The following is a 22989-nucleotide window of genomic DNA, read 5'->3' as shown; positions in this document are numbered from 1 at the left end:
GCGGTGTTGAGCCGCCGGGAAATGCTCAGGCGATCTCGCGTCTGGCCCCTCCGGGGCGCTGGCGATCCCGCCATTGCTCGTCTATCGCCACGGGGGCATCGGACGGCTTCAGTGGCACCACGCCACGAATAAGGTCAGCGGCACGCTCCGCCACCATGATGGTGGGGGCATTGAGATTGCCGTTGGGAATGGTGGGAAAGACGGACGAGTCCACCACCCGCAATCCGCTCAGTCCGTGCACCCGGGTATCCGGGCCCACCACGGCCTGGTCGTCCACACCCATCTTGCAGGTACAGGAGGGGTGATAGGCGCTTTCCACCGCCTGACGGACAAAGGCATCGATTTCCTCGTCGCTCTGCACATCGATGCCCGGCTGAATTTCCGGGCCCCGGTAGGCGTCCATTGCCGGCTGGCTGACGATTTCGCGGGTCAGGCGCACGCAGTCACGGAAGCCCGCGCGGTCATCATCGTGCTGGAGGTAATTGAAGAGGATACGCGGTGCCTGCCTGGGGTCAGCCGACTGCACGCACACCGAACCACGGCTCTTGGGCTTGTTGTGGCCGACATGCAGCTGGAAGCCGTCGCCATTGAAAGCTTCCTTCCCGTCGTAACGCATGGCCGCCGGCAGGAAGTGGTATTGCAGGTCCGGCCACTCGACACCCGCCTTCGATCGGATAAAACCGCAGGATTCAAAGTGGTTGGTGGCACCCAGGCCATCCTTCTTCAGCAGCCAGCGCACACCGATCTTGAGCTTGTTCCACCAGTCGAGCTTGCCATTAAGGGACACGGGCTCTTTGCAGCGGAACTGGAAGTAGAATTCCAGGTGATCCTGCAGATTGCGACCCACACCGGGCAGCTCGTGATTGACGGGGATGTCCGCTTGCTCCAGCACCTCACGGTTACCAATACCCGAGAGCTGCAACAGATGGGGTGACCCAATCGAACCCGCAGAGAGGATCACTTCCTCAGAAGCGGTCACATCCACCAGTTTGCCATCTTTCTCATAGCGCACGCCGGTGGCCCGCTTGCCATCGAGCAATACCCTGTGGACCAGCGCATGGGTAACCACGGTCAGGTTGTCCCGCGCCATGGCCGGGCGCAGATAGGCGTTGGCGGTGGACCAGCGGCGACCGTTTTTAACGGTCATATGCATGGCCCCGAAACCTTCCTGACGCTCGCCGTTGTAGTCCGCGGTGGCAAAGTAGCCCGCATCCACGCCCGCGTCCACAAAGGCCTTGTAGAGCGGGTTCTGCATATTGTTGCCGTTGTTCACGCCCAGCGGGCCCTGATCGCCCCGGTAGTCATCCCCGCCGAACGCCCAGGTTTCCGCCTTCTTGAAATAGGGCAGGCAGTGGCGATAGTCCCAGCCATCGGCCCCCTGTTCCTGCCATTCGTCAAAGTCACGGGCATGGCCACGCACGTAGACCATACCGTTGATGGAGGACGAACCGCCCAGCACCTTGCCCCGGGGGCAGTGCATGCGGCGGTTATCCAGATAGGGTTCCGGCTCGGTCTCGAACTGCCAGGCGTATTTTTTGGTGTTCATGGGGATGGACAGCGCGGTGGGCATCTGGATGAAGATGCTCTTGTCGCTGCCACCGGTCTCCAGCAGCAGCACCCGGTGGCGGCCATCCTCGGTAAGCCGGTTGGCCAGCACACAACCGGCAGACCCGGCCCCGACAATGATGTAATCGTAGATTGCTTCTTTCATACGCAGCTCCCGGCAGCCCAATCAGAAAGGGCTGTCTATGTCCTCCATTCCCACGTACACCGCTTTCAGCTGGGTGTAGTGGTCGAGCGTGACACGGCCGTTTTCGCGGCCAACGCCGGAGAGTTTGTAACCTCCCACGGGCATTTCGGCAGGCGAGGCACCGTAGCTGTTGACCCAGCAGATGCCGGCTTCGATGCGGTGGATAACTCTGTGGGCGCGACGGATATCGTTGGTGAACACGCCGGCTGCCAGGCCGGTGTCGGTACTGTTGGCCCGGTCGATCACTTCTTCCTCATCGGAGAAAGTCAGCACCGACATCACCGGCCCGAAGATTTCCTCGCGGCAGATGGTCATGTCGTCGGTGCAGTCGGTGAAGATGGTGGGCTCCACGAAATAACCACCGGGGGCAGACGCCGGTTTTGCGGCCTTGCCACCGTGGCTGAGGGTGGCGCCTTCGGCGATGCCTTTGTCGATGTAGTCGAGGACCAGCTGTTGGTGCTTGCTGGAGATCAGTGCGCCGAAATTGGTCTCCGGATCGGTGGGGTCGCCCATGCGGATGTTGTTCAGCGTGCGCTCCAGCAACCGGTCCATGAATTGCGAATAAATTGCCTCGTGGACGAATACCCGGGTGCCGTTGGTGCAGACTTCGCCCTGGGTATAGAAGTTACCCAGCATCGCCGCCGAAACGGCGTTTTCAACATCTGCGTCTTCAAAAATAATCAACGGTGATTTGCCACCCAGCTCCATGGTCACATCTTTCAGGGTAGAAGCCGCGGCTGTCATCACCTTCTTGCCGGTGCCCACTTCCCCGGTAAACGACACCTTGGCGATGCCCGGGTGGTGGGTCAGCCAGGCGCCTACGTTACCCGCGCCCTGAACCACGTTGAACACGCCGGCCGGAACGCCGGCTTCTGCAAATATCTCCGCCAGCTTCAGGGCCCCCATGGGAGTTTCCTCTGACGGCTTGAAGATCATGCTGTTACCGGTGGCCAGGGCCGGGGCGGACTTCCAGCAGGCAATCTGCAGCGGGTAGTTCCAGGCACCGATACCGGCACACACACCCAGGGGTTCGCGGCGGGTGTAGTAGAAGTCGCCACCCAGATCCTGCTGGTTGCCCTCAACGGACGCGGCCAGGCCGGCGAAGTATTCCAGGGTGTCGGCGCCGGTCACCACATCCACCACCTGGGCTTCCTGCCAGGGTTTGCCGGTGTCCTGTACTTCCAGTGCTGCCAGTTCATCGTTGCGTTCCCGCAGCAGGGCCACGGCACGCTGCAGGATTCGACCGCGCTCGGCGCCGGTCATGGCGGACCAGACCTTGAAGCCCGCCTGGGCACTTTCGATAGCCGCCTTCCGGATGCTGTCATCGGCAATTTCCATTTCATAAACCACCTCGCCGGTGGCCGGGTTCACCACGGGGAAGGTCTCGCCGGAAGCGTTGGCCATGGGCCGGCCATTGATGAAGTTCTGATAACGGGGCAATGCAGTCATGGGATTCAAACCTGAGCTGATGAATTCGTTGTCGGATTGAGCGCGTTCAATGCAAATCGCTTGCACAGCGTTTCCGCTGCGGCAAAGCCTTCCTGGGGGTCCGTGCCAAGAGCACTGCGCAGCCAGAAGCCGTCGATCATTGCGGCCATCTGGCGGGCCGCTTCGGTGGCGGCCTGTTTTGGCAAACGCTGGGCAAAGGAATACCGCAGATTGCTGTACAGCCTGGCATTGTTGATCTGCTGCAGGCGCTGCAGGCCGGGCTCGTGCATGGAACGGGCCCAGAAGCTGAGCCAGGTCTTTGCCGCCAGGTCAGTGCGCTGGAACTCGGAAAAGTTGGCTTCCACGATGCACTGTAGGCGCTGCTCCGGCGAACCATCCGTGCGGGCCATGCGTTCCCGCAGTTCCTTGCCAAGCTGGTCCAGCAGATAGCGCAGTGCCGCCTCGATCAGCCCCTGCTTACCACCGAAATAGTGGCTGATAATCCCGGACGACATACCGGCACGACGGCTGATGGAGATGATGGTGGTGTTCTGCAGGCCCAGCTCGGCAATGGATGCCATGGTGGCATCAATCAGCTGCTGCTTTCGGGTGTCTTTAACTCCGACAATCGGCATCGCGTTCCTGACCTGATCGTTTGTTAATTGAACGTTCAATTAAAATAAAGTGTACAGAATGTAATCGGACTGTTCAAGCCGGGGACACACACCCATAAAAAAGCCCCGCTATCCGGAAGCCGGACAACGGGGCTGAAAACACGAACGGTTCAGGGGTCAGCCGTGTGTAAACCTGTTTTCAGGCGGTGATTCAGGCCGCCTCTTCTTCACTCTCATCAGCGGAGTTGCGGATCAGGAAGTCAAAGGCGCTCAGGGCAGCCTTGGAACCTTCCCCCATGGAAATTACGATCTGCTTGTAAGGCACTGTGGTGGCATCGCCGGCGGCAAAGACACCCGGAATTGACGTCTCGCCACGGGCGTCGACAATGATCTCGCCGTGCTGGCTCAGTTCGATATCTCCCTTCAGCCATTCGGTGTTCGGGATCAGACCGATCTGGATGAATACGCCTTCCAGCGATACGTGATGGCTCTCTCCGGTAGCGCGGTCGGTGTATTGCAGTCCGTTTACCTTGCCGCCTTCACCGGTGACTTCAGTGGTCTGGGCCGAGGTCAGGATTTCCACGTTCTTCAGGCTGCGCAGCTTCTTCTGCAGTACATCGTCCGCCTTCATTTCAGAGGCGAATTCCAGCAGGGTGACGTGGCCGACGATACCGGCCAGGTCAATGGCCGCTTCCACGCCGGAGTTGCCTCCGCCGATCACCGCTACACGCTTGCCCTTGAACAGCGGGCCGTCACAGTGCGGGCAGTAGGCGACGCCCTTGTTACGGTATTCCTCTTCGCCGGGTACACCCAGCTGGCGCCAGCGGGCACCGGTGGACAGCACCAGAGTACGGGACTTCAGTGACGCGCCATTGGCCAGGCGTACCTCATGAAGGCCGCCCTTGCTGGCCGCCGGAATCAACTTTTCGGCATGCTGCAGGTTCATGATATCGACGTCGTATTCTTTGACGTGCTGCTCCATGGCCGCCACCAGTTTGGGGCCTTCGGTATAGGGCACGGAAATCAGGTTTTCGATGCCCATGGTGTCAGCTACCTGGCCACCAAAACGCTCGGCTACAATGCCTGTGGAAATGCCCTTACGCGCTGCATAGATAGCGGCGGAGGAACCGGCAGGGCCGCCACCGACCACCAATACTTCGAACGGGTCCTTGTGCTTCAGCTTCTCGGCTTCGCGGGCTTCGGCACCGGTATCCACCTTGGCGATGATCTGCTCCAGAGTCATGCGGCCCTGGCCGAACGGCTTGCCGTTGAGGTAGACGCTGGGCACGGCCATGACTTCGCGCTGCTCCACTTCGTCCTGGAACAGGGCACCGTCGATGGCGGTGTGCTTGATCCTGGGGTTCAGCACACTCATCAGGTTCAGGGCCTGAACCACGTCCGGACAGTTCTGGCACGACAGCGAGAAGTAGGTTTCGAACTCGAATTCGCCGTCCAGCTCTTTTACCTGCTCGATAACCTCATCACTGGCCTTGGGCGGGTGGCCCCCGACCTGCAACAGCGCCAGCACCAGTGAGGTGAACTCATGGCCCATGGGAATACCGGCGAAGCGAACGCCAATGTCACTGCCAATCCGGTTGATGGCAAAGGAGGGACGACGCACATCGTCGGATTCTTCTGTGCGCTGGCTGATCTTGTCTGACATCGGCTCGATTTCATCCAGCAGCTGCTTCAGCTCCTGGGATTTCGGGCTGTCATCGTAAGCGGCAACCAGCTCGATCGGCTGCTGCAGCTTTTCCATGTAGGCTTTCAACTGCTCCTTGATACTGGCATCCAACATGCTCTCTGTTCCCCTTCGGATATCGTAAAACTGAATGTGCGAACTCAGGTTGAGTCGTGAATCGAATATGCGAGTACGATACGGTCCAGCCAGGCAGAGCTCAAATTAATTGATCTAAAGTATTTGATAGGCCTTTGCTATTCGACTCTGAAAATCAACCAGATAGAAACAAAGAAGGCCCGCAAAGCGGGCCCTCTTACAGGTTTCAGTGTTGCTGAAACCTTAGATTTTGCCAACCAGGTCCAGTGACGGAGACAGAGTCGCTTCGCCTTCTTTCCACTTGGCCGGGCAAACTTCGCCGGGATGGTTGCGAACGTACTGGGCCGCTTTAACCTTGCGCAGCAGGTCGTCTGCGTCACGGCCGATACCTTCGGCAGTGATTTCCATCGCCTGGATAACGCCATCCGGGTCGATCAGGAAGGTAGCGCGATCTGCCAGGCCCTGGCCTTCACGCATGACACCGAAGTTGTTGGTGATGGTGCCGGTCTGGTCTCCTACCATGAAGTAGTTGATCTTGCCGATGGTCTCGGAGCTGTCGTGCCACGCTTTGTGGGTGAAGTGGGTGTCGGTAGACACGGAGAATACTTCCACGCCCAGCTTCTGCAGCTCTTCATACTTGTCTGCAACGTCACCCAGCTCGGTCGGGCATACGAACGTGAAGTCGGCCGGGTAGAAGAAAAATACCGACCACTTGCCTTTTACATCGGCTTCGGAAATTTCAACGAACTCGCCCTGTTTGAAGGCAGTTGCGTTGAACGGTTGAATTTCGCTGTTAATCATACCCATAAGAATTATCTCCATTTGGTTCATTGAGGCATTGGCTAACTTGAGCGGCACAATATATTGGTCCGATCAAAAACATTCAAATTGATTGTTTTTAGTTGTTCGATAGGTAACTACTATTTTATTCTTGGGCGGGCAATAGCGAAGGACTAATCCGTGTTACCGGGTTGAAAGGCACCCTTGTGAAATTCGGTGGCGGCCTCTACTTCCTCTACGCCGCAGTCCTTGGGCTCTATCACCACGCCACCGGCCAGCGCCTTGAGCACCGCGTGTACGCCGTAAGACAATGATTCGGTATTGTAACCGCCCTCAAGGATCATGGCCAACCGGCCCTTACAGTGCTTGTCTGCAATTTGCTGGACAATTCCGGTCATCGCGGCGAAACCCTCGTAGGACACGTTGAGTGCCAGGTCGAACCAGTGGGCATCGAAGCCGGCGGATACCAGCACCAGGTCCGGTTTGAAGAAGTCCGCAGCCGGCACCAGGATATCGCGCATGGCCTTCAGGTAGGCAACATCCCCCGCGCCACCGGGCATGGGTACGTTTACGGTGGTGCCTTCACCCCGGCCTGCCCCGACATCCGTCAGCGAGCCGGTGCCCGGATAGAATGGCGCGGCGCGGTGCATATCGAAAAACATGACGTCCGGGTCGGCCCAGAAGATATCCTGGGTACCATTGCCATGGTGCGCATCCCAGTCGACAATCAACACCCGCTTGCAGCCCAGAGCGGCATGGGCATGGGCTGCGGCAACAGCCACATTGTTGAACAGACAGAAGCCCCTCGCGCGCGCCGGGTCGGCATGGTGGCCGGGCGGCCGTACTACCGCAAACGCACTGCCGGTGCGGCCTTCAACAACCGCTTCCACGGCCGCAATTGCCGTGCCGGCGGCCACTTCGGCGGCCTGGACACTGCCCGGTGAAACAGCCGTGGTATCCACATCCAGCCAGGCGCTTTCATTTCGCAGGGAAAATATGTCATCCAGGAAGGACCGGGTGTGAACCCGGCTCAACTCATCCTTGGTCGCCGCCTTGCCAGGCTCTATCCGCACACCGGGGATAGGTTCCCTGGCCAGAAGGTCCATGATTGCCGTCATGCGGCCGGGGTGCTCCGGGTACTTCCATTGCACCTCCAGGTCCGAAAGAATGGTGCGAATCCGCTTATCCAGGCGGCCGGGCAAAAAATCCACATTGGTGTCCGGGGCATGCGCCAGTACCCGCTCATCGTAAAATACGGTGACATCCCTTTGCTGTACCAAAGCTGTGCCCTCCCTGTTAGAGCTGTCCGACCATCATAGCCCTATCGGGGTAAATCACAATAATTCCAGGAAGTAACTGTATAACCCTATACCAATCAACACGTTGAATGGGAACGTCACACCGAGTGAGGCCAGCATGGCCAGCCCGATATCCGCCTCGGGAATCGCGTGTCGTACCGCCACCGGCGCTGCAATATAAGAGGCACTGGCGGTAAGGGCGCCAAGGATGACAATAGTGCCGGGTTCGAGCCCCAGCCACAGGCCGGTTACCAACCCCGGCAGGGACAGGATTGGTGGCATGCACAGGGCAAAGACAATCAGCCGCCAGTGGCGCAGCTGGATCTTGCGCAGGGTTTCGGCAGCCACCAGACCCATCTCCAGCAAAAACAGTGACAGTACCAGGGAGAAAGCCCCTGTCAGCGGCGCGGTAACACCATCACCCTGGTCCGGCCCGTAGAGGATGCCGATAACCACACCGCCAACCAGCAATACCACGCTCCGGTTGGTCAGGGTTTCCTGCCAAAGGGGTGTGCCGCTGGTGTTTGTCTGGGCCGTGCCCCGGGTATAGCGTCGATACAGCCACAAGCCGGTAAGAATGGCCGGCAACTCCAATAGCACCAGGTACAGGGTAACCTGCCCACCCGTGGCCATTCCCCGGGACTCCACCCAGGCCAGGGCAACGGCGAAGGTACCCGCACTGACCGATCCGTAGTGAGCACAAAAGCTGGCGGCATCCGCCACGTTCAATTTAACCAGGTGACGGAGCATCGGAAACAGCACCAGGGGAATGACAAAGCCCAGTGCCATGATCGCCAGCACTTGCGTGACCAGTCCCCAGTGAAGATTGCCATGCAGGGCCATACCGCCCTTGAGGCCGATAGTCAGCATCAGCAGCAGGCTGAGAATGTCGTAAGCAGCTTTGGGAATCGTCAGGTCCGAGCGAAGGGTTCCCGCGATAACTCCAAGCAGGAAGAACATCACGATGATGTCTGGCATTTATAAACTCCGGTAAAACAAAAGGGCCCCGCAGGGCCCCTGAAACTGCAATGAAAGCTAGGCCGTCCCCACCTGTCGCATGGCCGGCCGGAACAGCATCGGGCTTGCCTGCTGGTGTGGAGCAGCCACTTTACCCGCCGGTGTCACTGCCACCTCAAAGATATGGTAGGCCTCTGGGCCGAACGGGTCGAGGGCGGTATCCAGGTATTGATAACTGGTTGGGACCGGGTCACCCGAATACACCACCACAAATTGCCGTTCCACCACCGGAATGGCAACATTCAATGGCTGCTCGACCCACAGGTAGACGCCCTTCTGGGGTACAACGTATTCGCAGCGAACCACGCGGTAACCTTCCCGCAACTTCAGCGTGTTGGGCTCTTTGCCGCATTCGAGACGGAACTTGTGAATGGTTTTCATGGCCGGTTCTCCTTCTGAGGGACACAATGCCATCATCCACAAACCATAAATCGAAAGGAACATGGTTTTTTCTGGTTTACTGTTCGATTTTTTCGATCTTGTCATCCAGCTCCGGGCGCTCCCGCAGTAACTCCGTCACCGCTGCATTATGGCTTCCCCGGGCCCGTGTCACCGCATACAGGGTGTCCCTGACCTCATGGATGCTGGCCACATGCACCACCTGATACTGGCGACACACCTCATCACGGATTGCGGTGGGTGCCGCGAAATAACCCAGGCCTTCCCGACCGAATACCTTGATCAGGGCACTGTCATCCACCTCGGCAACCACTTTCACCCGGATATCCTGGCTGGAAAACCAGTTCATCAGGGCGCTGATATAAGGAGCATCAAGGGATGTCGCCAGAAACGGTTGCCGGTCGAGACTGGCGGGAAAATCCGCAGACAGCGTTTCCGCCAGTTCCGGGGCCGCAAACAGCGACATGGAAGAGCTCGCCAGCTGATGGCTGCGGTAATGGCCAGCCTCGCCCGAAGCCGGCTGGCGGTCGGTCAGAACGATGTCCAGCTCCCGCTGGCCAAGACGCTTCAACAGCTCCGTGGTATCACCGGTACGGCAGTTCAGCCGCACCTCTCGGGAGAGGGACAGGGCAGGTTCCGTCAGATGGTAGGCAATCAGCTTGTGAATCGACGCGGCAATGCCGACAGACAGGCTCAGGGGCCGGTTTTCCGGCGGTTGACGCAGCACATCCGTCAGTGCCTGGGCAGTCTGGAACATGTCGTCTGCGTAACCGAATACCGTCTGCCCGAAATCCGTCAGTTGCAGAGCCCGGTTGGCTCGGCGAAACAGAGCGTTACCCAGAGCGGATTCAAAAGTCGCCAGTTGGCCGCTCAGGGTCTGGGGGGTCAGCTCAAGGCTTTCCGCCGCCCGGACAATGGCCCCCTCACGGGCAATGACCCAGAAATAATAGAGGTGGCGAAGGTTCAGGTTATCCATTTCTGATATTACTCACTGTTTGATCGGACGCAAAACCTGTTCGCAGGCGGGGGTGCTGGCCTTGTTCGATGGTATCTCAGATTAACCAACACCAGGGCATTCGGGAAGAGCCAGAGCATGGCGTCTACCGGTCACCCCACCGGTGCTGTAGCAAGGCACGCTCCGCATCGGGCCCGATTGGAGAACCATCCATCATCTGGTCCAGAGTCTCGTCTAGCACGCTCCCCCCGCTGGCCGTCTGATAGCTCTCAGGTTCCGGTGACGGCCGGGCTTCCACCCGGGCAGCCTGTTCCCAGGCGCCCCCTTCACTGCGGCAGGCAATCTGTTCCGACGCGACATCATCTGTCTCCAGCCGGAACTGACGGCACCATTCGCCGGCCTGGCTCCGGAACGTCAACCTCGGCGTGAGGGAGGCGTGATTATCAAGCTGATACACTTCACCACTGGGTTGGCTATCCAGTACGCTCACCACCGCTGGCCACGCCGTTTCTCCATTTGAAGGCAGGGTCAGCCACTGCGTCAGCGCCACCCCCGCAATCACTGCCGCAGCGACGGCCTTTCCGGTGTGCCCACGCATCCTGCGCCACCATGGAAAGGTGACCACATTATCCTGCGCAGGGTCGGCATCGTCCGAAGTTTCAGCCGCAAGCATTCGGGTCACCGATTCTGGCATGGGGCGGTCGTCGATCGAGCCGTAGTGCGACTGCAGCTCAGCGTCCACCGCGGCCAGCCCCGCCAGACGGTCCGCCAGAGAAGGGTCTGCCTCCAGCTGGTCCCGAACCGCTTCCATCTCCGCTTCGGCCAGTTCGTTATCGAGGAATGCCGACAGAGTTTCGTCAGTTATGTTCATGAATCGGTCCTCATGGTTACAGGCGCCAGCGCCTCACTCAGTGCCACCCTGGCACGTGCCAGCCGGCTCATTACCGTGCCTCTGGGCACATCCAGGATTTCTGACACGATCTTGTAGGGCATGCCCTGGATCGCCACCAGGGAAATGATCTGGCGCTGATCCTCCGGCAACCGGGCCATGGCGGCATCCACCCGGTGCCATTCAATCTCTTTGGTGGTCCGGTGTTCGCCATTCACCACCTGGCCATCGGTCAGTTCCGGATGTTCGGCCGCCTCGCGCCGAACCTTTCGGGCCCGACATTCGTCTATCCAGACATTGCGGCAAACCCTGAATGCCCACCTGGTGAGGTCGGCATCGTCCGGCATGTCCCGGGTCAGCAACCGCTCTACCGTGTTCTGTAGCAGATCGTCAGCGTCGGCCATGGAGCCGGTCAGTGAGTAGGCAAACCGACGGAGCCTGGGTAAAAGTTCGGTAATTTCCTGTTGCATAGCCTTCTTTTTCAAGACGTGTTACCAGTCAAACGGGCTGGCAACCGGTTTATTCCATGAACAGAGGAATTTTTTCCCAACCCGGCCGTTATATCGTATGAAACACACCTGAATCCGGACTGGCACGATGAAACCTTTTTTCAAGACACGCTTGTTCCCTGTTCTCGCCCTGTGCTCACTCTCGTCACCGGTAATGGCGCTGGGCGGCGGCCTCGCAGACCACCCGGCAGCCCCCATCACCCGCCAGGTGGAGCAGAAAGCCGGGCGGATGATAGAGCGGGCCATGGACCGGCACCTTGAGAAACAGGTCGAGGCACGGGCCGACACCACCAGGCAACAACTTGCAGAACTGCCCGCGGCACTCCCAGTACACACGACCGTTGGGCACAAAGCGTTCAATGATGTCGTCCTGGACGATGGCTTTCGCGCTGTGGAGCGCCAGTGGCTGGTCACAGGAACCCGTTCGGAACTCGCAAGTCTCGGCCGGCGGGGAATCACGATTCTGGAACGTCGCGAGCTGTCCGGATTGGGGATGACCGTCGTCCGCTTTCAGGTCACAACCGAGCTGGATTCCCGTACCGCCCTGGAAACCGCATTACCGCAACTGGCAGACCGGCTGGACCGGAACCATGTTTTCGCGCCTCAGGCTGAAAACGGGGCAATCGCTTCAAAGACGGGAATTCCGCAGTGGCGCAGTCTCTGTACCACTCCGGTTCGCGTTGGCATGGTGGACACCGCGATTGCCACAGACCATCCGGTGTTCAGCAATGCGCGGATAATACAGCAGCGCTTTCTGGAACTGGCGGAGTCGGACGGGCAACTCAACGAGCCGAATGCTCATGGCACCGCCGTCGCCAGCCTGATGGTGGGTAGCCGTAAGGATCAATGGCCCGCCAGGCTGCCAGGGGCAACGGTCTACAACGCCTCGGTATTCTATGATCGCAACCGTAGCCTCTCCGGTGCCACCCTCGGGCATCTGCTGGAAGGTCTGAACTGGCTGGCCGGTCAGGATCTATCGGTCATCAACATCAGCCTCACAGGCCCGGAAAACCGGCTTCTTGCGACGGCAGTCAACAGCCTGCGGAATCAGGGCATCCTGCTGGTGGCGGCCGTGGGCAATCAGGGGCCTGCCACCCCGCCGTTATATCCGGCTGCTTATGGGGGTGTGGTCGGCGTGACGGCGGTGGACGCGTCAGGTGAACTGTACCGATGGGCCAACAGGGGAAAACAGGTGATGTTTGCCGGCCCCGGGGTTTCCGTTCCGGTTGCGCATCCTGAACGCGGCATGGCGGCCGACAGTGGCACCTCGCTGGCGGCACCGGTCATTGCGGCTGCGCTTGCCTGCCGGCGTGTCGATTACCCGGACGACCAGGCTATAGAAGCCCTGATCGACGAAGCCCGGGATCTTGGCGAACGGGGCCATGACTCCCGTTTTGGTCATGGCTTTATCGACTTGTAAGGTTGTGGTCAGAATCCCGCCCTGAGCGTAACCCCGGCCACGGCCTTGTCGTAGTCTGCGGAGTCCACATTGGAGGTGTACTTGCCCCACGAGATGCTGGGCTCAACGCTGAACACGTCATTGAGGCCGATCCGCCAGCTCGCCTCCAGAATACGCGCCTTGTCCGCCCGTTGGCTGGTCGAACGCTCTGTCAGGTCACCGGTCAGGGGGTCGTTAAACAGCGGGTCCGAGCTGGTTACCGTCAGCTCGTCGTACTCGCGGTCTTCGTAGCGCCCGCCGAACCGTAGCCGGTTATCCTCGCCAGCCAGGGTGAATGTGTGCACCAGTGCAACCCGGACACGCATCAGGTCATTGTTGTAGGCATCTGCCTCTGCATCTTCGCGGTCTGCATCGAGCCCGACCACCAGGTGGCTTTGGGCCTGGTTGAAGAAGAAAAACGAATCCAGGCTGACACCACGAATGTCGGCGTCCCGCGCATCGCTGTCATCAAAGTCCTTGCGCTTGTCCTGCAGGCTGGCCAGCAGATAAACGTCCTCCCCGATCAGACTGCCCAGGTAGACGCTGGCGCGGCTGAAATCCAGGAACGGGTCTGACCCAAGTGTGGCGTGGGAATAGTGATAACTGGTGCCAATGGTGACCGGGTCAAAGTCATAACTGATGTCTGCCGATAGCAGATGAATATCCTGGTCGAACTGGTCGAGGCTCTGGTATCGCCTGCCCGACAGGGAATAACCCAGGGTGATGTTCAGGGGCTCCGTGGGTTTCAGCACTCCTTCCAGGCCGGCATCAAAAACCCGGGCCTCATCGCTTTTATCAGTAGAAGTGTTGAGTTCATCCACGGTCACATTGCTGTCGTGTTCGAAACCGCCTTCAAGGTGGCCGTTCACCCGGGCATCTTCTGCCGCCTGTGCCACCAGGGATGGCATGGCCAGACCCAGTGCCAGCGGTAACGTCAAAATGCGTGGAATCGAATGCATGTCTGCTCCTTGTTGGCTGCAAAAGAAGGCCGGGCGCTGTGGCCCGGCCGGTCTGGCGTGAATTGTTACAGCGCACCACCACTGGAACCCCGTACGGTTCCCCTGACGGTGTTCTGCACTTCACTCCTGACGCTGTCAGAAACAGACGTGCCGATTTGCTGATTGGTTTCAGCCCGAACCTCGGCATTTCGGGCCTTGTTCATGCGCTCCTGCGCCTGCTGGCGCTTTTCACCAGCCCTGTCAGCGGCCGCTTCAGCGGAGGCAGTAGCGGTACCACGCACCTTCTGGCCGGTTTCAACACCGGCGCTCACCGCCTTGTCAGCATTCTGGCGGGCCTCGGCACTCACTGCCTCGCCCTGGTCAGTGGCCTCGTCACGGGCCGCCTCACCGTTGGCGCTGCCTCGAGCGTTCGCCGACGCACCGCCATTGGCCGAAACACCATTGCGGGTGCTGGCCTCGGCGCTCATGTTGGCTTCGGCCTCCGCATTTGCATTGGCGGAGCCTTCAGCGGCCAGGGCGCCAGTGGAAAGAATGGAGCAGATTGCGAGAGTCAGTAGCTGCTTTTTCATGGTTACGTCCTCCTGTTGTTACCCGTTTCGGGTGGCTTTCATCAGGAGGACGGTTGGGGACGGGATTTATTCCTTGCTGATCCCTGGATTTATTCTCCGGTCTTCGGAGGCGACCACAGCGGAACGTCCTCCTTACTTGGTGGCTGCCAGTCCTGTTGCATGACGTGACCCAGGGTATCTTCCAGTTTCATGAACAATTCGCTGTAACGGGGACTGAAACGGATTCCCTCTTCAATGTCCTTCCAGGCATCGAACAAATCATCCTCGTGGGCCTTTTCATTATTGATAAAGGCCCAGGTCATCTGCCGTGCCCGCAACGGGTGCACGCCGAACGCGGTCAGGGCATGGCCGCCCAGCTCCAGGGCGGAATGATAGGTTTCGCTGACCACATCATCGGCGCCGGCCTGGCGCAACTGATAGCCATGGCCTCTGTCAAAGGCCCGGGCCAGCACCCAGACACCGGGGTAGTGTTGCTTGACGTGGTGAACAAGAGCCACTGCCCGGTCCCGGTCGTCTATGGCCACTACCAGCAGGCGCGCATTGGCGATGCCCGCGGTCTCAAGCAGCCCCACTCGGCTGGCATCACCGAAGTAACTCTTGATATTGATGCGGCGCAGGTTTTCAATCTGGTCAAGGGCCAGGTCCAGGGCCACGATAGGTACCTTACTGGCACGCAACAACCGGCATACGATCTGCCCAAAACGCCCGACACCAGCGATGATTACCGGGGCCTGTTCCTCGATGGTATCCGCTTCCCGCTGCTCATTCCGGGCGTCACGGTATCGTGGCAAAACCAGCCGGTCATAGGCGATGAACAATAGCGGCGTGAGGAACATGGACAGCGCCACCACCAGGGCCAGTACCTGGGCGATATCCGCCGGGATAACCCGGTTCTGCATACTGTAGGTCAGCAACACAAAACCGAATTCGCCGGCCTGGGCAAGGCCCAGGGTAAACAGCCAGCCATCCCGGCCGCGTAGCCCGAACAGCAGCGCCAGAATCAACAGCACGGCGGCCTTCACCACGATCACCACCAGCCCGAGGGTCAGAACCGTGCCCCACTGCGCCGCCAGCACCTCGAAATTGATACCGGCACCCACGGTGATAAAGAACAACCCCAGCAACAGTCCCTTGAAGGGTTCGATGTTGGCCTCCAGCTCGTGACGGAATTCGCTGTTCGCCAGCACCACACCTGCCAGGAAAGCGCCGAGGGCTGGCGACAGGTTGACCACACTCATTAACGCAGCGATGCCAATCACCAGCATCAGGGCTGTGGCCGTAAACACCTCACGCATACCGGACTGCACCACGTAACGGAACAGCGGTCGACTCAGGTAGTGACCACCGACGATTACCGTGGCCACTGCGCTGATCACCACCAACGCATGGGCCCAGCCCGGCAGGTCCGCCACCAGGCTGAAAGCGCTGTGGGAATCCGCTTCGGATGCGCCAACTGCCGCCAGGCCGGTCACCGCCAGCAGGGGAATGACGGCGAGCATGGGAATAACGGCGATATCCTGGAACAACAGCACCGAGAAGGCGCCACGGCCTCCCTCTGTCTTGCTGAGACCCTTCTCGTTCAGGGTTTGCAGGACAATGGCGGTGGAAGACAGGGAAAAGATCAGGCCCACTGCAATGGTGGTTTGCCAGGGCAACCCCAACCACCAGGCGATGGCCATACCGGCGCCAGAAGTCAGCACCACTTGCAGGCCACCAAGCCCGAGCAAACGGACACGCATGGCCCAGAGGGATTTCGGGTCCAGCTCCATACCCACCAGAAACAGCATCATCACCACGCCAAACTCGGCGAAGTGCTGAATGGTGGCGGTTTCCTGCCCCACCAGCCCGGTCACAGGCCCAATCACCACACCAGCGACCAGATAGCCAAGCACAGACCCGAGCCCCAGACGTTTTGCCATCGGCACGGCAATAACCGCAGCGGTCAGATAGATAAACGCCTGGATAAAGTATTCAGTCATTCCGCTTCGTCCTTACGTATGATCAATGTGCGTCCCGCCAGGAGTTCATCGCTTCCAGCCTGCTGCGCATACGCCGCACGTGACTTCCTTCCCAGTAAAGCTGACGGCAGGTGGCACATGCCCAAACCACCTCGTTGCTTACCCCGCGCACCCCCGGGTGAAAGAGCTGTCTCTCCAGCTCGCTGGCGGTGTGCAGCGGGGTATTGCAAGTTTTACAGCGGCTGAACGGAGCCAAACACCAATCCAGATTCAGCCGCAGAGTCAGCTCCTTCAGCCGGGCCTGGTCATCCGGACCCGACAGATACAGCACATAGAAAGGCGCGCAGACAAACTCCAGCAGGTCCGCATCCGCGGTTACCAGCCATCGCTGCTCAGCGCGGGAGCGATCCACCAAATGCCTGTCTGGCGAGCCCGGGGCTGGCAAGGAGGTGTCGTACCCGGCTACCCGCAGCCACTGCGCCACGTTGATCAACATCTCGTCACACAGAAAGCGCAATGGCGCCAGCGAACACAAGCTGCCTTCAATCAACTTCATACCATTCTGGCCGGACCCTTACCGGCTACCACTCCAGTTGCGCCCCGGTCTGGTACTCGATCACCCGGGTTTCAAAGAAGTTCTTCTCCTTACGCATGGTAGCCTGCTCATCCAGCCAGGGCGACACGTTCTTTGCCCCCGGGAACGGCTCCTCCAGGCCCACCGTTCTGGCACGGCGGTTGGCCACGAAGCGGAACTGTTCGCTGTGGTACTCGGCGGAGTAGCCGAGGATGGGGTCGCGCAGAATGTAGTTGGCGTAGGCGGTTTCGGCGGCATCGGACTCGTCCCACATGTCTCTGACGGCTTTCGGATCGAGTGTGATGTTTTCCTCTTCGAGGATCTGGTTGACCACTTTCAGACCGAAGGAAAAGTGCATGGCCTCGTCCCGCAGGATGTACTGCAGCTGCTCGCCAGTGCCCCGCATCAGGCCCCGGCGCTGCAGGGCGAAGATGGGGCTGAAGCCGTTGTAGAACCAGGCGCCTTCGAAGACCGCTGCGAAGAACAGGTAAGACATGATGAATTCCTGCAGGTCGTCCCGGTTGCGCAGGTTCAGGTCGGAGCGCATGGCGGCGTCCAGGCGGCGGTTGGCCATCTGGATCTTGCCGTTGATGGCGGGCACCACGCGGTAGCGATTGTAGATTTCGCTCTGGTCGAGGTTGAGAGTTTCGATGCAGTGCTGGTAGGCCCAGGTGTGCATGGCTTCCTCATACACCTGCCGCGCCTGGTAGATCTGCAGCTCCGGCGCGCTCATTTTCTCCATCACCGCCAGGCCGATGTTGCGCATGGCGAGGATGTCGGAGGTGGTGAGGTAGGCCAGCACGTTTTCATACACGTGCTTCTCCGGCGCGGACAGGCGGTGGTGATAGTCGTGGACGTCCTGGGCCATGTTGACGTCCAGCGGCGTCCAGTGGTTCTTGTTGGCGTTCATGAAGTACTCCCAGGCCCAGGGGTACTTGAACGGCGCCAGTTGGTTGATGTCGGTTTCGCCGTTGACCACTCGTTTGTCGTCGGCATTGACGGGGGCCGGGCCTTGGGGGGTGGTTTGGGTGGTTGGTTCGTCGTCCCAGTTGAGCATGTGATTACCTCTGAATTTGGTTTTCGTAGGTCAGATTAGCAAAGCGTAATCCGACACTGGAATATGCGCTGGCTCTGTTGTCGGATTACGCTTCGCTAATCCGACCTACGGGTGCGCCCTGTGGGTTACTGGCAGGCTTCGCAATCCGGCTCGTCAATACTGCACACCTGCGGCTGCGGCGCCGCTACCGGGGCGGTCTTTTCTGCGCCGGTGGCGCCCAACGAGCGCAGGTAATAGGTGGTCTTCAGGCCCCTTTCCCAGGCCAGCTGATACAGCGCATCCAGCTTCCTGCCACTGGGTTCGGCCATGTAGAGATTCAGGCTCTGGGCCTGGTCGAGCCATTTCTGGCGTCTTGCGGCGGCTTCCACCAGCCATCGGGGGTCGATTTCGAACGCGGTGGCGTAGCGGGCTTTCAGTTCATCGGGAATGCGGTCGATCTGCTGCACGCTGCCGTCGAAGTATTTGAGGTCGTTGACCATCACGTTGTCCCACAGGTCTCCGGCCTTGAGGTCACGCACCAGGGAAGGGTTCACCACGGTGAACTCGCCGGAGAGGTTCGATTTCACGAACAGGTTCTGGTACGCCGGTTCGATCGACTGGGACACCCCCACGATGTTGGAGATGGTCGCCGTCGGTGCAATGGCCATGACATTGCTGTTGCGCATGCCGTTCCTGGCAATCAGCTCCCGCACCGGGGCCCAGTCCAGGCGGCTGTCGGTGTTAAGACTCAGATCCCCGTCACGGCGGTTTTGTTTCAGCAGGTTGATGGAATCGATGGGCAGGATGCCTTGTTGCCAGAGCGAGCCTTCGTAGGTCTCATAGGCACCACGTTCGCCCGCCAGGGTTGCGGAGGCGCGAATGGCGAAGTAACTGATCTGTTCCATGGCCACGTCGGCAAATTCCACCGCTTCCGGGCTGGTGTAGGGCAGGTTGAGCTGATAAAGCGCGTCCTGGAAGCCCATCAGCCCCAGGCCCACCGGGCGGTGCTTGAGGTTGGAGTTCCTGGCCTGGGGTACGGCGTAGTAGTTGATGTCGACAACGTTGTCGAGCATGCGCACCGCGGTGTTCACCGTGCGTTCCAGGCGCTGCACGTCCAGCTCGCCATCACGGATATGGGCGGCGAGGTTGATGGAGCCCAGGTTGCACACGGCGATTTCGTCAGCGCTGGTGTTCAGGGTGATTTCGGTACACAGGTTCGAGCTGTGTACCACACCCTGATGCTGCTGGGGCGAGCGCAGGTTGCAGGGGTCTTTGAAGGTGATCCAGGGGTGGCCGGTCTCGAACAGCACGGTCAGCATCTTGCGCCAGAGCTGTTTGGCGGGAATGGTCTTGAACAGTTTGATTCTGCCCTGCTCCGCCAGCGCTTCGTAGTGCTCGTAGCGCTCGCGGAAGGCGTTGCCATACAGATCGTGAAGATCCGGCACGTCGCTGGGGGAGAACAGGGTCCAGTCTTTGTCTTCGCGCATGCGCTCGATGAGCAGGTCTGGCACCCAGTTGGCGGTGTTCATGTCGTGGGTACGGCGGCGTTCGTCGCCGGTGTTCTTGCGCAGCTCCAGGAACTCCTCGATATCCAGGTGCCAGCTTTCCAGATAGGCGCACACCGCGCCCTTGCGTTTGCCGCCCTGGTTCACCGCCACGGCAGTGTCGTTGACCACTTTCAGGAATGGCACCACGCCCTGGCTGCTGCCGTTGGTGCCTTTGATGTGGGAGCCCATGGCGCGAACCGGAGTCCAGTCATTGCCAAGGCCGCCGGCCCATTTCGACAGCATGGCGTTGTCGCGGATGGCGCCGTAGATATCTTCCAGGTCGTCCTGCACGGTGGTGAGATAACAGGAGGAAAGCTGGGAATGCTGTGTGCCGCTGTTGAACAGGGTTGGCGTGGAAGCCATGTAATCAAAGGAAGACAACAGGTCATAGAAGTCGATGGCGCGGGCATTCGGATCGTCCTCCTTCAGGGCCAGGCCCATGGCAACGCGCATGAAGAACACCTGGGGCAGTTCCAGCCGGGCGTCGTTCCGTTTCACGAAGTAGCGGTCGTAGAGGGTCTGCAGACCAAGGAAACCGAACTGGTCGTCCCGCTCCGGCTGGAGGGCAGCGCCCAGTCGTTTCAGATCAAACGTCGCCATGGCCTCGTCCAGCAGCTCATAGCGGATGCCCTGGTCGATAAACGCGCTCAGGGCCTGTGGATAAATCTCTGCCAGCGGCAGACTGGCAGGCAGGTCCAGGACGGTGGCAGTTTCCAGCCGCAGTTGTTCCAGCAGCAGGCGAGCGGTCACCGTGCTGTAGTCCGGCTCCTGCTCAATGCGGCCGCGGGCGGTCATGATCAGGGCGGAGATGACTTCTTTCTCGGCAATGCCGTCGTACAGGTTCCGCAGCGCTCCTTCCACCAGGGATTCGCCGTTAATACCCTCCAATCCCCGGCTGGCGTGTTTCACCTGGGCTTTCATCAGCCCCAGGTCCAGCGCTGCCACTTCCCCGTTGGCTTTTTTTACCGTCAACGTGGGGTGGGCTTCCACCGGTGCCAGGCTGGCACGCTCCTGGGCATGGGCTTCGCGGTAGAGTACGTAGGCGCGGGCAACTTTCTGTTCCTCCGCCCGCATCAATGCCAGTTCTACCTGGTCCTGGATGTCTTCGATGTGCACCTTGCCGCCCGCTTTCAGGCGGCGGCTGATGGCCTGGATAACCTGCCGGGTGACACGCTCCACGGCATCGTGGATACGGGCTGAGCCGGCGGCTTCGTCACCTTCCACGGCAAGGAAAGCCTTGGTGACGGCCACGCTGATTTTGGCAGGATCAAATCCAACCAGGGTTCCGTTGCGTTTAATAACCTGCAGGGAGGCGGTGCTGGATGTGGCTGATTGGCCGGGCTCGGCCAGGGAGGTGGACATGTCGGTTCTCCTGAATACGCGTTGTTTCCATGTCCTTCGCGCAGGCAGAGAGAATCGGAGGGTCCGGCCGTAAACCCATGACAACGTAGGTCGGATTAGGCGAAGCCGTAATCCGACAACCTGGTAAACGCTTGTTTCATTGTCGGATTACGCTTCGCTAATCCGACCTACAGGGGCGACCTACGGTTTTACGATTCTGCTCACCCTATACGCGAAGGTGCAGTTGTATCCCTGGCAGGTCTTCGGACTCAGGGGCGTGAACCGTGTGGTTCGGCCTTGCGTGGCGACTTCCCGGTGTTAACCAGTGTCTTTGTGCCACGCTTGTTCCCCAATACCGCTGCGCGTCAGTTCCGGATTCTCACCGGATTCCCGGTACCATATCTGGTACTTAACCAAGGACAAAAACACTATATACAGTAATATCAATGACGACAAGGCACTTTTTTACCGGTTGCCGGTCAGTAATCGGAACCTCGGGAGGGCACCATGAACCACGCATGCAGATACTTACTGGCATCCCTGATCCTGTCCATGTCGCTGGCGCAGGTGCACGCGGACAACGCGGACAACTCGCTGATAACACCATTTTCTGAGATGACGTCTCTGGAGGATGGCTGGGAGCCGCTGGAATTTCCCAATATCGACCGCCACAGCCGCTACCAGCTGGTTGACGACAACGGCAAACAGGTTGTCGAAGCGACCACCGATAACAGCGCCTCCGGGCTCATTGCTCGCGTATCGGTGGAACCCGGGGACTCGCTGATCCTGCGCTGGCGCTGGAAGGTGTCGAATGTGTTTGAGCAGGGCGACGCCCGCAGAAAGGACGGTGATGACTACCCCGCCCGCATCTACGTGGCGTTTGAATTCGAGCCCGAAGAAGCCGGCTTTTTTGAGCGCGCCAGGCGCAAGGCGGTGGAGGTGGTGTTCGGTGAGGAACTACCGGGCAACGCCCTGAACTATATCTGGGCCAATCGGTTGCCGGTGGGAGAGATCGTCGCCAACCCCTTCACCGATACCACGATGATGGTGGCGGTGAGTTCCGGGGCGGACACTACCGGCAGTTGGGTCACCGTGGAGCGGGATATTGTGGCGGATTATAAAGCTGCCTTTGGCCGCAAACCACCCAAGCTGGTGGGGGTCGCCATCATGTCGGATTCCGACAACACCGGGGGATCCGCTACTGCCAGGTACGGCGACGTTCAGTTAGTCAGGCCCTAAAGCAGATCGGCCAGTCCCGGAAGCAGAAACCCTTCGCTCAAAACCCTGGGTTGCGGTACCTCACCGCGTTCTGCAAGGCGCAGGTAAGCATCGTCAAACTCGTTCCGCAACTGAGCGCTTCTCGGATTAGCCAGCGAGAACACCCAGGCAGCATTCCGGGTGCGCACAGGATACTCGCGAATACCACGGATCGGGAACTCCTCCAGCACGACGTTTACCGGGTCCTGATAATCCAGCAGATAGTCGCCCCGCCCGCGGTTCAGCATTGCCACGGCAGCCTGGTGGTTGGGGGCCTCGGTGATCGATATTCCAGGAGTGCGTGCCAGACGGTCAGCAAGGCCACCATAGGTGTAGCCGGAAATAAGAATCAGGGTCTTGTCCTTCAGATCATTGAAGTGCGAAACCGGCGGCATACTTCCTATTCCCCAGGCGCTGAGCTGGAACGGCAGCGGGCTTACAAAACTCTCCAGAACTTCGCCTTCAAGGGCAGGAACGTCGGTAACGCCGGGCCAGATGTCGATGCCGCCCGTGCGCAGGTAATAATAGGCGCGACTCACCGGAAGGTACCGGAAATTCACATCGTATCCTGCTTCGTCGGCCACACGGCGAGTCAGATCGATAAACACGCCTTCGGCACGGCCATCGATACCCTCATAAGCCAGGGGAGGCACATCCACGTAACCCACTATCAGGGTGTCGCGGGTCGGCTGGGCCTGAGCAGGGCCGGCAAGAACAGCGAGGCAAAGGGAAACCAATAATGCAAAGGCCAATGGGCGGACAATCGAATCCTCCCCGCAATACAGGAAATCGCAGGAAAGCCTGGTCCGAATTCTGGCTGTTATTGTCATCGTTGCCGCTGGCCATTGTCTTGTTACCACTCTAAAAAGAGTAACAGACCTGCACAGGAATGCA

Annotated in this window: 20 protein-coding genes and 1 riboswitch; of the genes, 2 read left to right on the top strand and 18 right to left on the bottom strand. The window is 59.6% G+C overall.

Going from position 1 to position 22989, the window contains the following annotated elements; translation table 11 throughout:
• Positions 1-25: 25 nt before the first annotated feature.
• From betA to QPL94_RS02970, 11 genes are all read right to left on the bottom strand, one after another.
• Positions 26-1711 carry a choline dehydrogenase gene (gene betA / locus QPL94_RS03020; RefSeq protein ID WP_285355428.1) on the bottom strand — a complete coding sequence of 562 codons (1686 nt, stop codon included), beginning with the start codon at positions 1709-1711 and terminating at the stop codon, positions 26-28.
• Between the two features lie 21 nt (positions 1712-1732).
• On the bottom strand, positions 1733-3199 hold the full coding sequence (betB, locus tag QPL94_RS03015; RefSeq protein WP_285355426.1) for a betaine-aldehyde dehydrogenase: 1467 nt from the start codon (positions 3197-3199) through the stop codon (positions 1733-1735).
• A gap of 5 nt (positions 3200-3204) precedes the next feature.
• Complete coding sequence (betI, locus tag QPL94_RS03010) at positions 3205-3813, bottom strand: transcriptional regulator BetI (protein WP_285355424.1); 609 nt, start codon at positions 3811-3813, stop codon at positions 3205-3207.
• 190 nt (positions 3814-4003) lie between these two features.
• Entirely contained in the window at positions 4004-5590 is a 1587-nt protein-coding gene (gene ahpF / locus QPL94_RS03005) for an alkyl hydroperoxide reductase subunit F (protein WP_285355422.1), read from the bottom strand.
• Positions 5591-5812: 222 nt separating this feature from the next.
• The gene (ahpC, locus tag QPL94_RS03000) at positions 5813-6376 is read right to left on the bottom strand and encodes an alkyl hydroperoxide reductase subunit C (RefSeq protein WP_170979027.1); all 564 of its coding nucleotides are present in this window, start codon (positions 6374-6376) and stop codon (positions 5813-5815) included.
• A gap of 146 nt (positions 6377-6522) precedes the next feature.
• The gene (locus QPL94_RS02995; protein WP_285355417.1) at positions 6523-7629 is read right to left on the bottom strand and encodes a histone deacetylase family protein; all 1107 of its coding nucleotides are present in this window, start codon (positions 7627-7629) and stop codon (positions 6523-6525) included.
• Between the two features lie 54 nt (positions 7630-7683).
• Positions 7684-8625 carry a sodium-dependent bicarbonate transport family permease gene (locus tag QPL94_RS02990; protein WP_285355415.1) on the bottom strand — a complete coding sequence of 314 codons (942 nt, stop codon included), beginning with the start codon at positions 8623-8625 and terminating at the stop codon, positions 7684-7686.
• Between the two features lie 57 nt (positions 8626-8682).
• Entirely contained in the window at positions 8683-9045 is a 363-nt protein-coding gene (locus QPL94_RS02985) for a DUF7352 domain-containing protein (RefSeq protein ID WP_285355413.1), read from the bottom strand.
• A gap of 76 nt (positions 9046-9121) precedes the next feature.
• The gene (locus QPL94_RS02980; protein WP_285355410.1) at positions 9122-10039 is read right to left on the bottom strand and encodes a LysR family transcriptional regulator; all 918 of its coding nucleotides are present in this window, start codon (positions 10037-10039) and stop codon (positions 9122-9124) included.
• 124 nt (positions 10040-10163) lie between these two features.
• Positions 10164-10889, bottom strand: coding sequence for an anti-sigma factor family protein (locus tag QPL94_RS02975; RefSeq protein WP_285355408.1), 726 nt, complete (start codon positions 10887-10889; stop codon positions 10164-10166).
• Positions 10886-11392, bottom strand: a complete 507-nt coding sequence (locus QPL94_RS02970; RefSeq protein ID WP_285355406.1) for an RNA polymerase sigma factor — start codon at positions 11390-11392, stop codon at positions 10886-10888. Before QPL94_RS02970 ends, QPL94_RS02975 begins: the two co-directional genes overlap by 4 nt.
• Positions 11393-11504: 112 nt before the next feature.
• On the opposite strand from QPL94_RS02970, the gene QPL94_RS02965 reads away from it, so the two are divergent.
• On the top strand, positions 11505-12836 hold the full coding sequence (locus QPL94_RS02965) for a S8 family serine peptidase (RefSeq protein ID WP_285355404.1): 1332 nt from the start codon (positions 11505-11507) through the stop codon (positions 12834-12836).
• Between the two features lie 8 nt (positions 12837-12844).
• Here QPL94_RS02965 and QPL94_RS02960 read toward each other — a convergent pair whose 3' ends face one another.
• From QPL94_RS02960 to QPL94_RS02935, 6 genes are all read right to left on the bottom strand, one after another.
• Entirely contained in the window at positions 12845-13813 is a 969-nt protein-coding gene (locus QPL94_RS02960) for a surface lipoprotein assembly modifier (protein WP_285355402.1), read from the bottom strand.
• Between the two features lie 65 nt (positions 13814-13878).
• Positions 13879-14382, bottom strand: a complete 504-nt coding sequence (locus QPL94_RS02955; protein ID WP_285355400.1) for a hypothetical protein — start codon at positions 14380-14382, stop codon at positions 13879-13881.
• A gap of 89 nt (positions 14383-14471) precedes the next feature.
• On the bottom strand, positions 14472-16361 hold the full coding sequence (locus tag QPL94_RS02950; protein ID WP_285355399.1) for a monovalent cation:proton antiporter-2 (CPA2) family protein: 1890 nt from the start codon (positions 16359-16361) through the stop codon (positions 14472-14474).
• A 22-nt stretch (positions 16362-16383) separates the two neighbouring features.
• Complete coding sequence (locus QPL94_RS02945; protein WP_285355398.1) at positions 16384-16896, bottom strand: Mut7-C RNAse domain-containing protein; 513 nt, start codon at positions 16894-16896, stop codon at positions 16384-16386.
• Between the two features lie 25 nt (positions 16897-16921).
• Positions 16922-17971, bottom strand: coding sequence for a ribonucleotide-diphosphate reductase subunit beta (locus QPL94_RS02940; protein ID WP_285355397.1), 1050 nt, complete (start codon positions 17969-17971; stop codon positions 16922-16924).
• 125 nt (positions 17972-18096) lie between these two features.
• Positions 18097-20859 carry a ribonucleoside-diphosphate reductase subunit alpha gene (locus tag QPL94_RS02935; protein WP_285355395.1) on the bottom strand — a complete coding sequence of 921 codons (2763 nt, stop codon included), beginning with the start codon at positions 20857-20859 and terminating at the stop codon, positions 18097-18099.
• Positions 20860-21075: 216 nt separating this feature from the next.
• A riboswitch (cobalamin riboswitch) is annotated at positions 21076-21271 on the bottom strand.
• Positions 21272-21345: 74 nt separating this feature from the next.
• Between QPL94_RS02935 and QPL94_RS02930 the strand changes: the two genes are divergently transcribed.
• Entirely contained in the window at positions 21346-22077 is a 732-nt protein-coding gene (locus tag QPL94_RS02930; protein WP_502881506.1) for a DUF3047 domain-containing protein, read from the top strand.
• Here QPL94_RS02930 and QPL94_RS02925 read toward each other — a convergent pair.
• Positions 22074-22925 carry a substrate-binding periplasmic protein gene (locus tag QPL94_RS02925; RefSeq protein WP_285355393.1) on the bottom strand — a complete coding sequence of 284 codons (852 nt, stop codon included), beginning with the start codon at positions 22923-22925 and terminating at the stop codon, positions 22074-22076. The two genes, QPL94_RS02930 and QPL94_RS02925, sit on opposite strands and share 4 nt — an antisense overlap.
• Between the last annotated feature and the right edge of the window lie 64 nt (positions 22926-22989).

The organism is Marinobacter sp. SS13-12 (assembly GCF_030227115.1).
Lineage (GTDB): Bacteria > Pseudomonadota > Gammaproteobacteria > Pseudomonadales > Oleiphilaceae > Marinobacter.
Note: the sequence above shows the minus strand (reverse complement) of the source record. Positions and strands in the feature narration are given on the sequence as shown.

Coding starts and splice junctions, on each gene's coding strand:
- QPL94_RS02950 (WP_285355399.1), bottom strand. CDS start 16,361: ATGACTGAATACTTTATCCAGGCGTTTATCTATCTGACCGCTGCGGTT.
- betI (WP_285355424.1), bottom strand. CDS start 3,813: ATGCCGATTGTCGGAGTTAAAGACACCCGAAAGCAGCAGCTGATTGAT.
- QPL94_RS02960 (WP_285355402.1), bottom strand. CDS start 13,813: ATGCATTCGATTCCACGCATTTTGACGTTACCGCTGGCACTGGGTCTG.
- QPL94_RS02955 (WP_285355400.1), bottom strand. CDS start 14,382: ATGAAAAAGCAGCTACTGACTCTCGCAATCTGCTCCATTCTTTCCACT.
- ahpC (WP_170979027.1), bottom strand. CDS start 6,376: ATGGGTATGATTAACAGCGAAATTCAACCGTTCAACGCAACTGCCTTC.
- QPL94_RS02945 (WP_285355398.1), bottom strand. CDS start 16,896: ATGAAGTTGATTGAAGGCAGCTTGTGTTCGCTGGCGCCATTGCGCTTT.
- QPL94_RS02940 (WP_285355397.1), bottom strand. CDS start 17,971: ATGCTCAACTGGGACGACGAACCAACCACCCAAACCACCCCCCAAGGC.
- QPL94_RS02985 (WP_285355413.1), bottom strand. CDS start 9,045: ATGAAAACCATTCACAAGTTCCGTCTCGAATGCGGCAAAGAGCCCAAC.
- QPL94_RS02980 (WP_285355410.1), bottom strand. CDS start 10,039: ATGGATAACCTGAACCTTCGCCACCTCTATTATTTCTGGGTCATTGCC.
- betA (WP_285355428.1), bottom strand. CDS start 1,711: ATGAAAGAAGCAATCTACGATTACATCATTGTCGGGGCCGGGTCTGCC.
- betB (WP_285355426.1), bottom strand. CDS start 3,199: ATGACTGCATTGCCCCGTTATCAGAACTTCATCAATGGCCGGCCCATG.
- QPL94_RS02935 (WP_285355395.1), bottom strand. CDS start 20,859: ATGTCCACCTCCCTGGCCGAGCCCGGCCAATCAGCCACATCCAGCACC.
- QPL94_RS02965 (WP_285355404.1), top strand. CDS start 11,505: ATGAAACCTTTTTTCAAGACACGCTTGTTCCCTGTTCTCGCCCTGTGC.
- QPL94_RS02930 (WP_502881506.1), top strand. CDS start 21,346: ATGAACCACGCATGCAGATACTTACTGGCATCCCTGATCCTGTCCATG.
- QPL94_RS02975 (WP_285355408.1), bottom strand. CDS start 10,889: ATGAACATAACTGACGAAACTCTGTCGGCATTCCTCGATAACGAACTG.
- ahpF (WP_285355422.1), bottom strand. CDS start 5,590: ATGTTGGATGCCAGTATCAAGGAGCAGTTGAAAGCCTACATGGAAAAG.
- QPL94_RS02990 (WP_285355415.1), bottom strand. CDS start 8,625: ATGCCAGACATCATCGTGATGTTCTTCCTGCTTGGAGTTATCGCGGGA.
- QPL94_RS02925 (WP_285355393.1), bottom strand. CDS start 22,925: ATGACAATAACAGCCAGAATTCGGACCAGGCTTTCCTGCGATTTCCTG.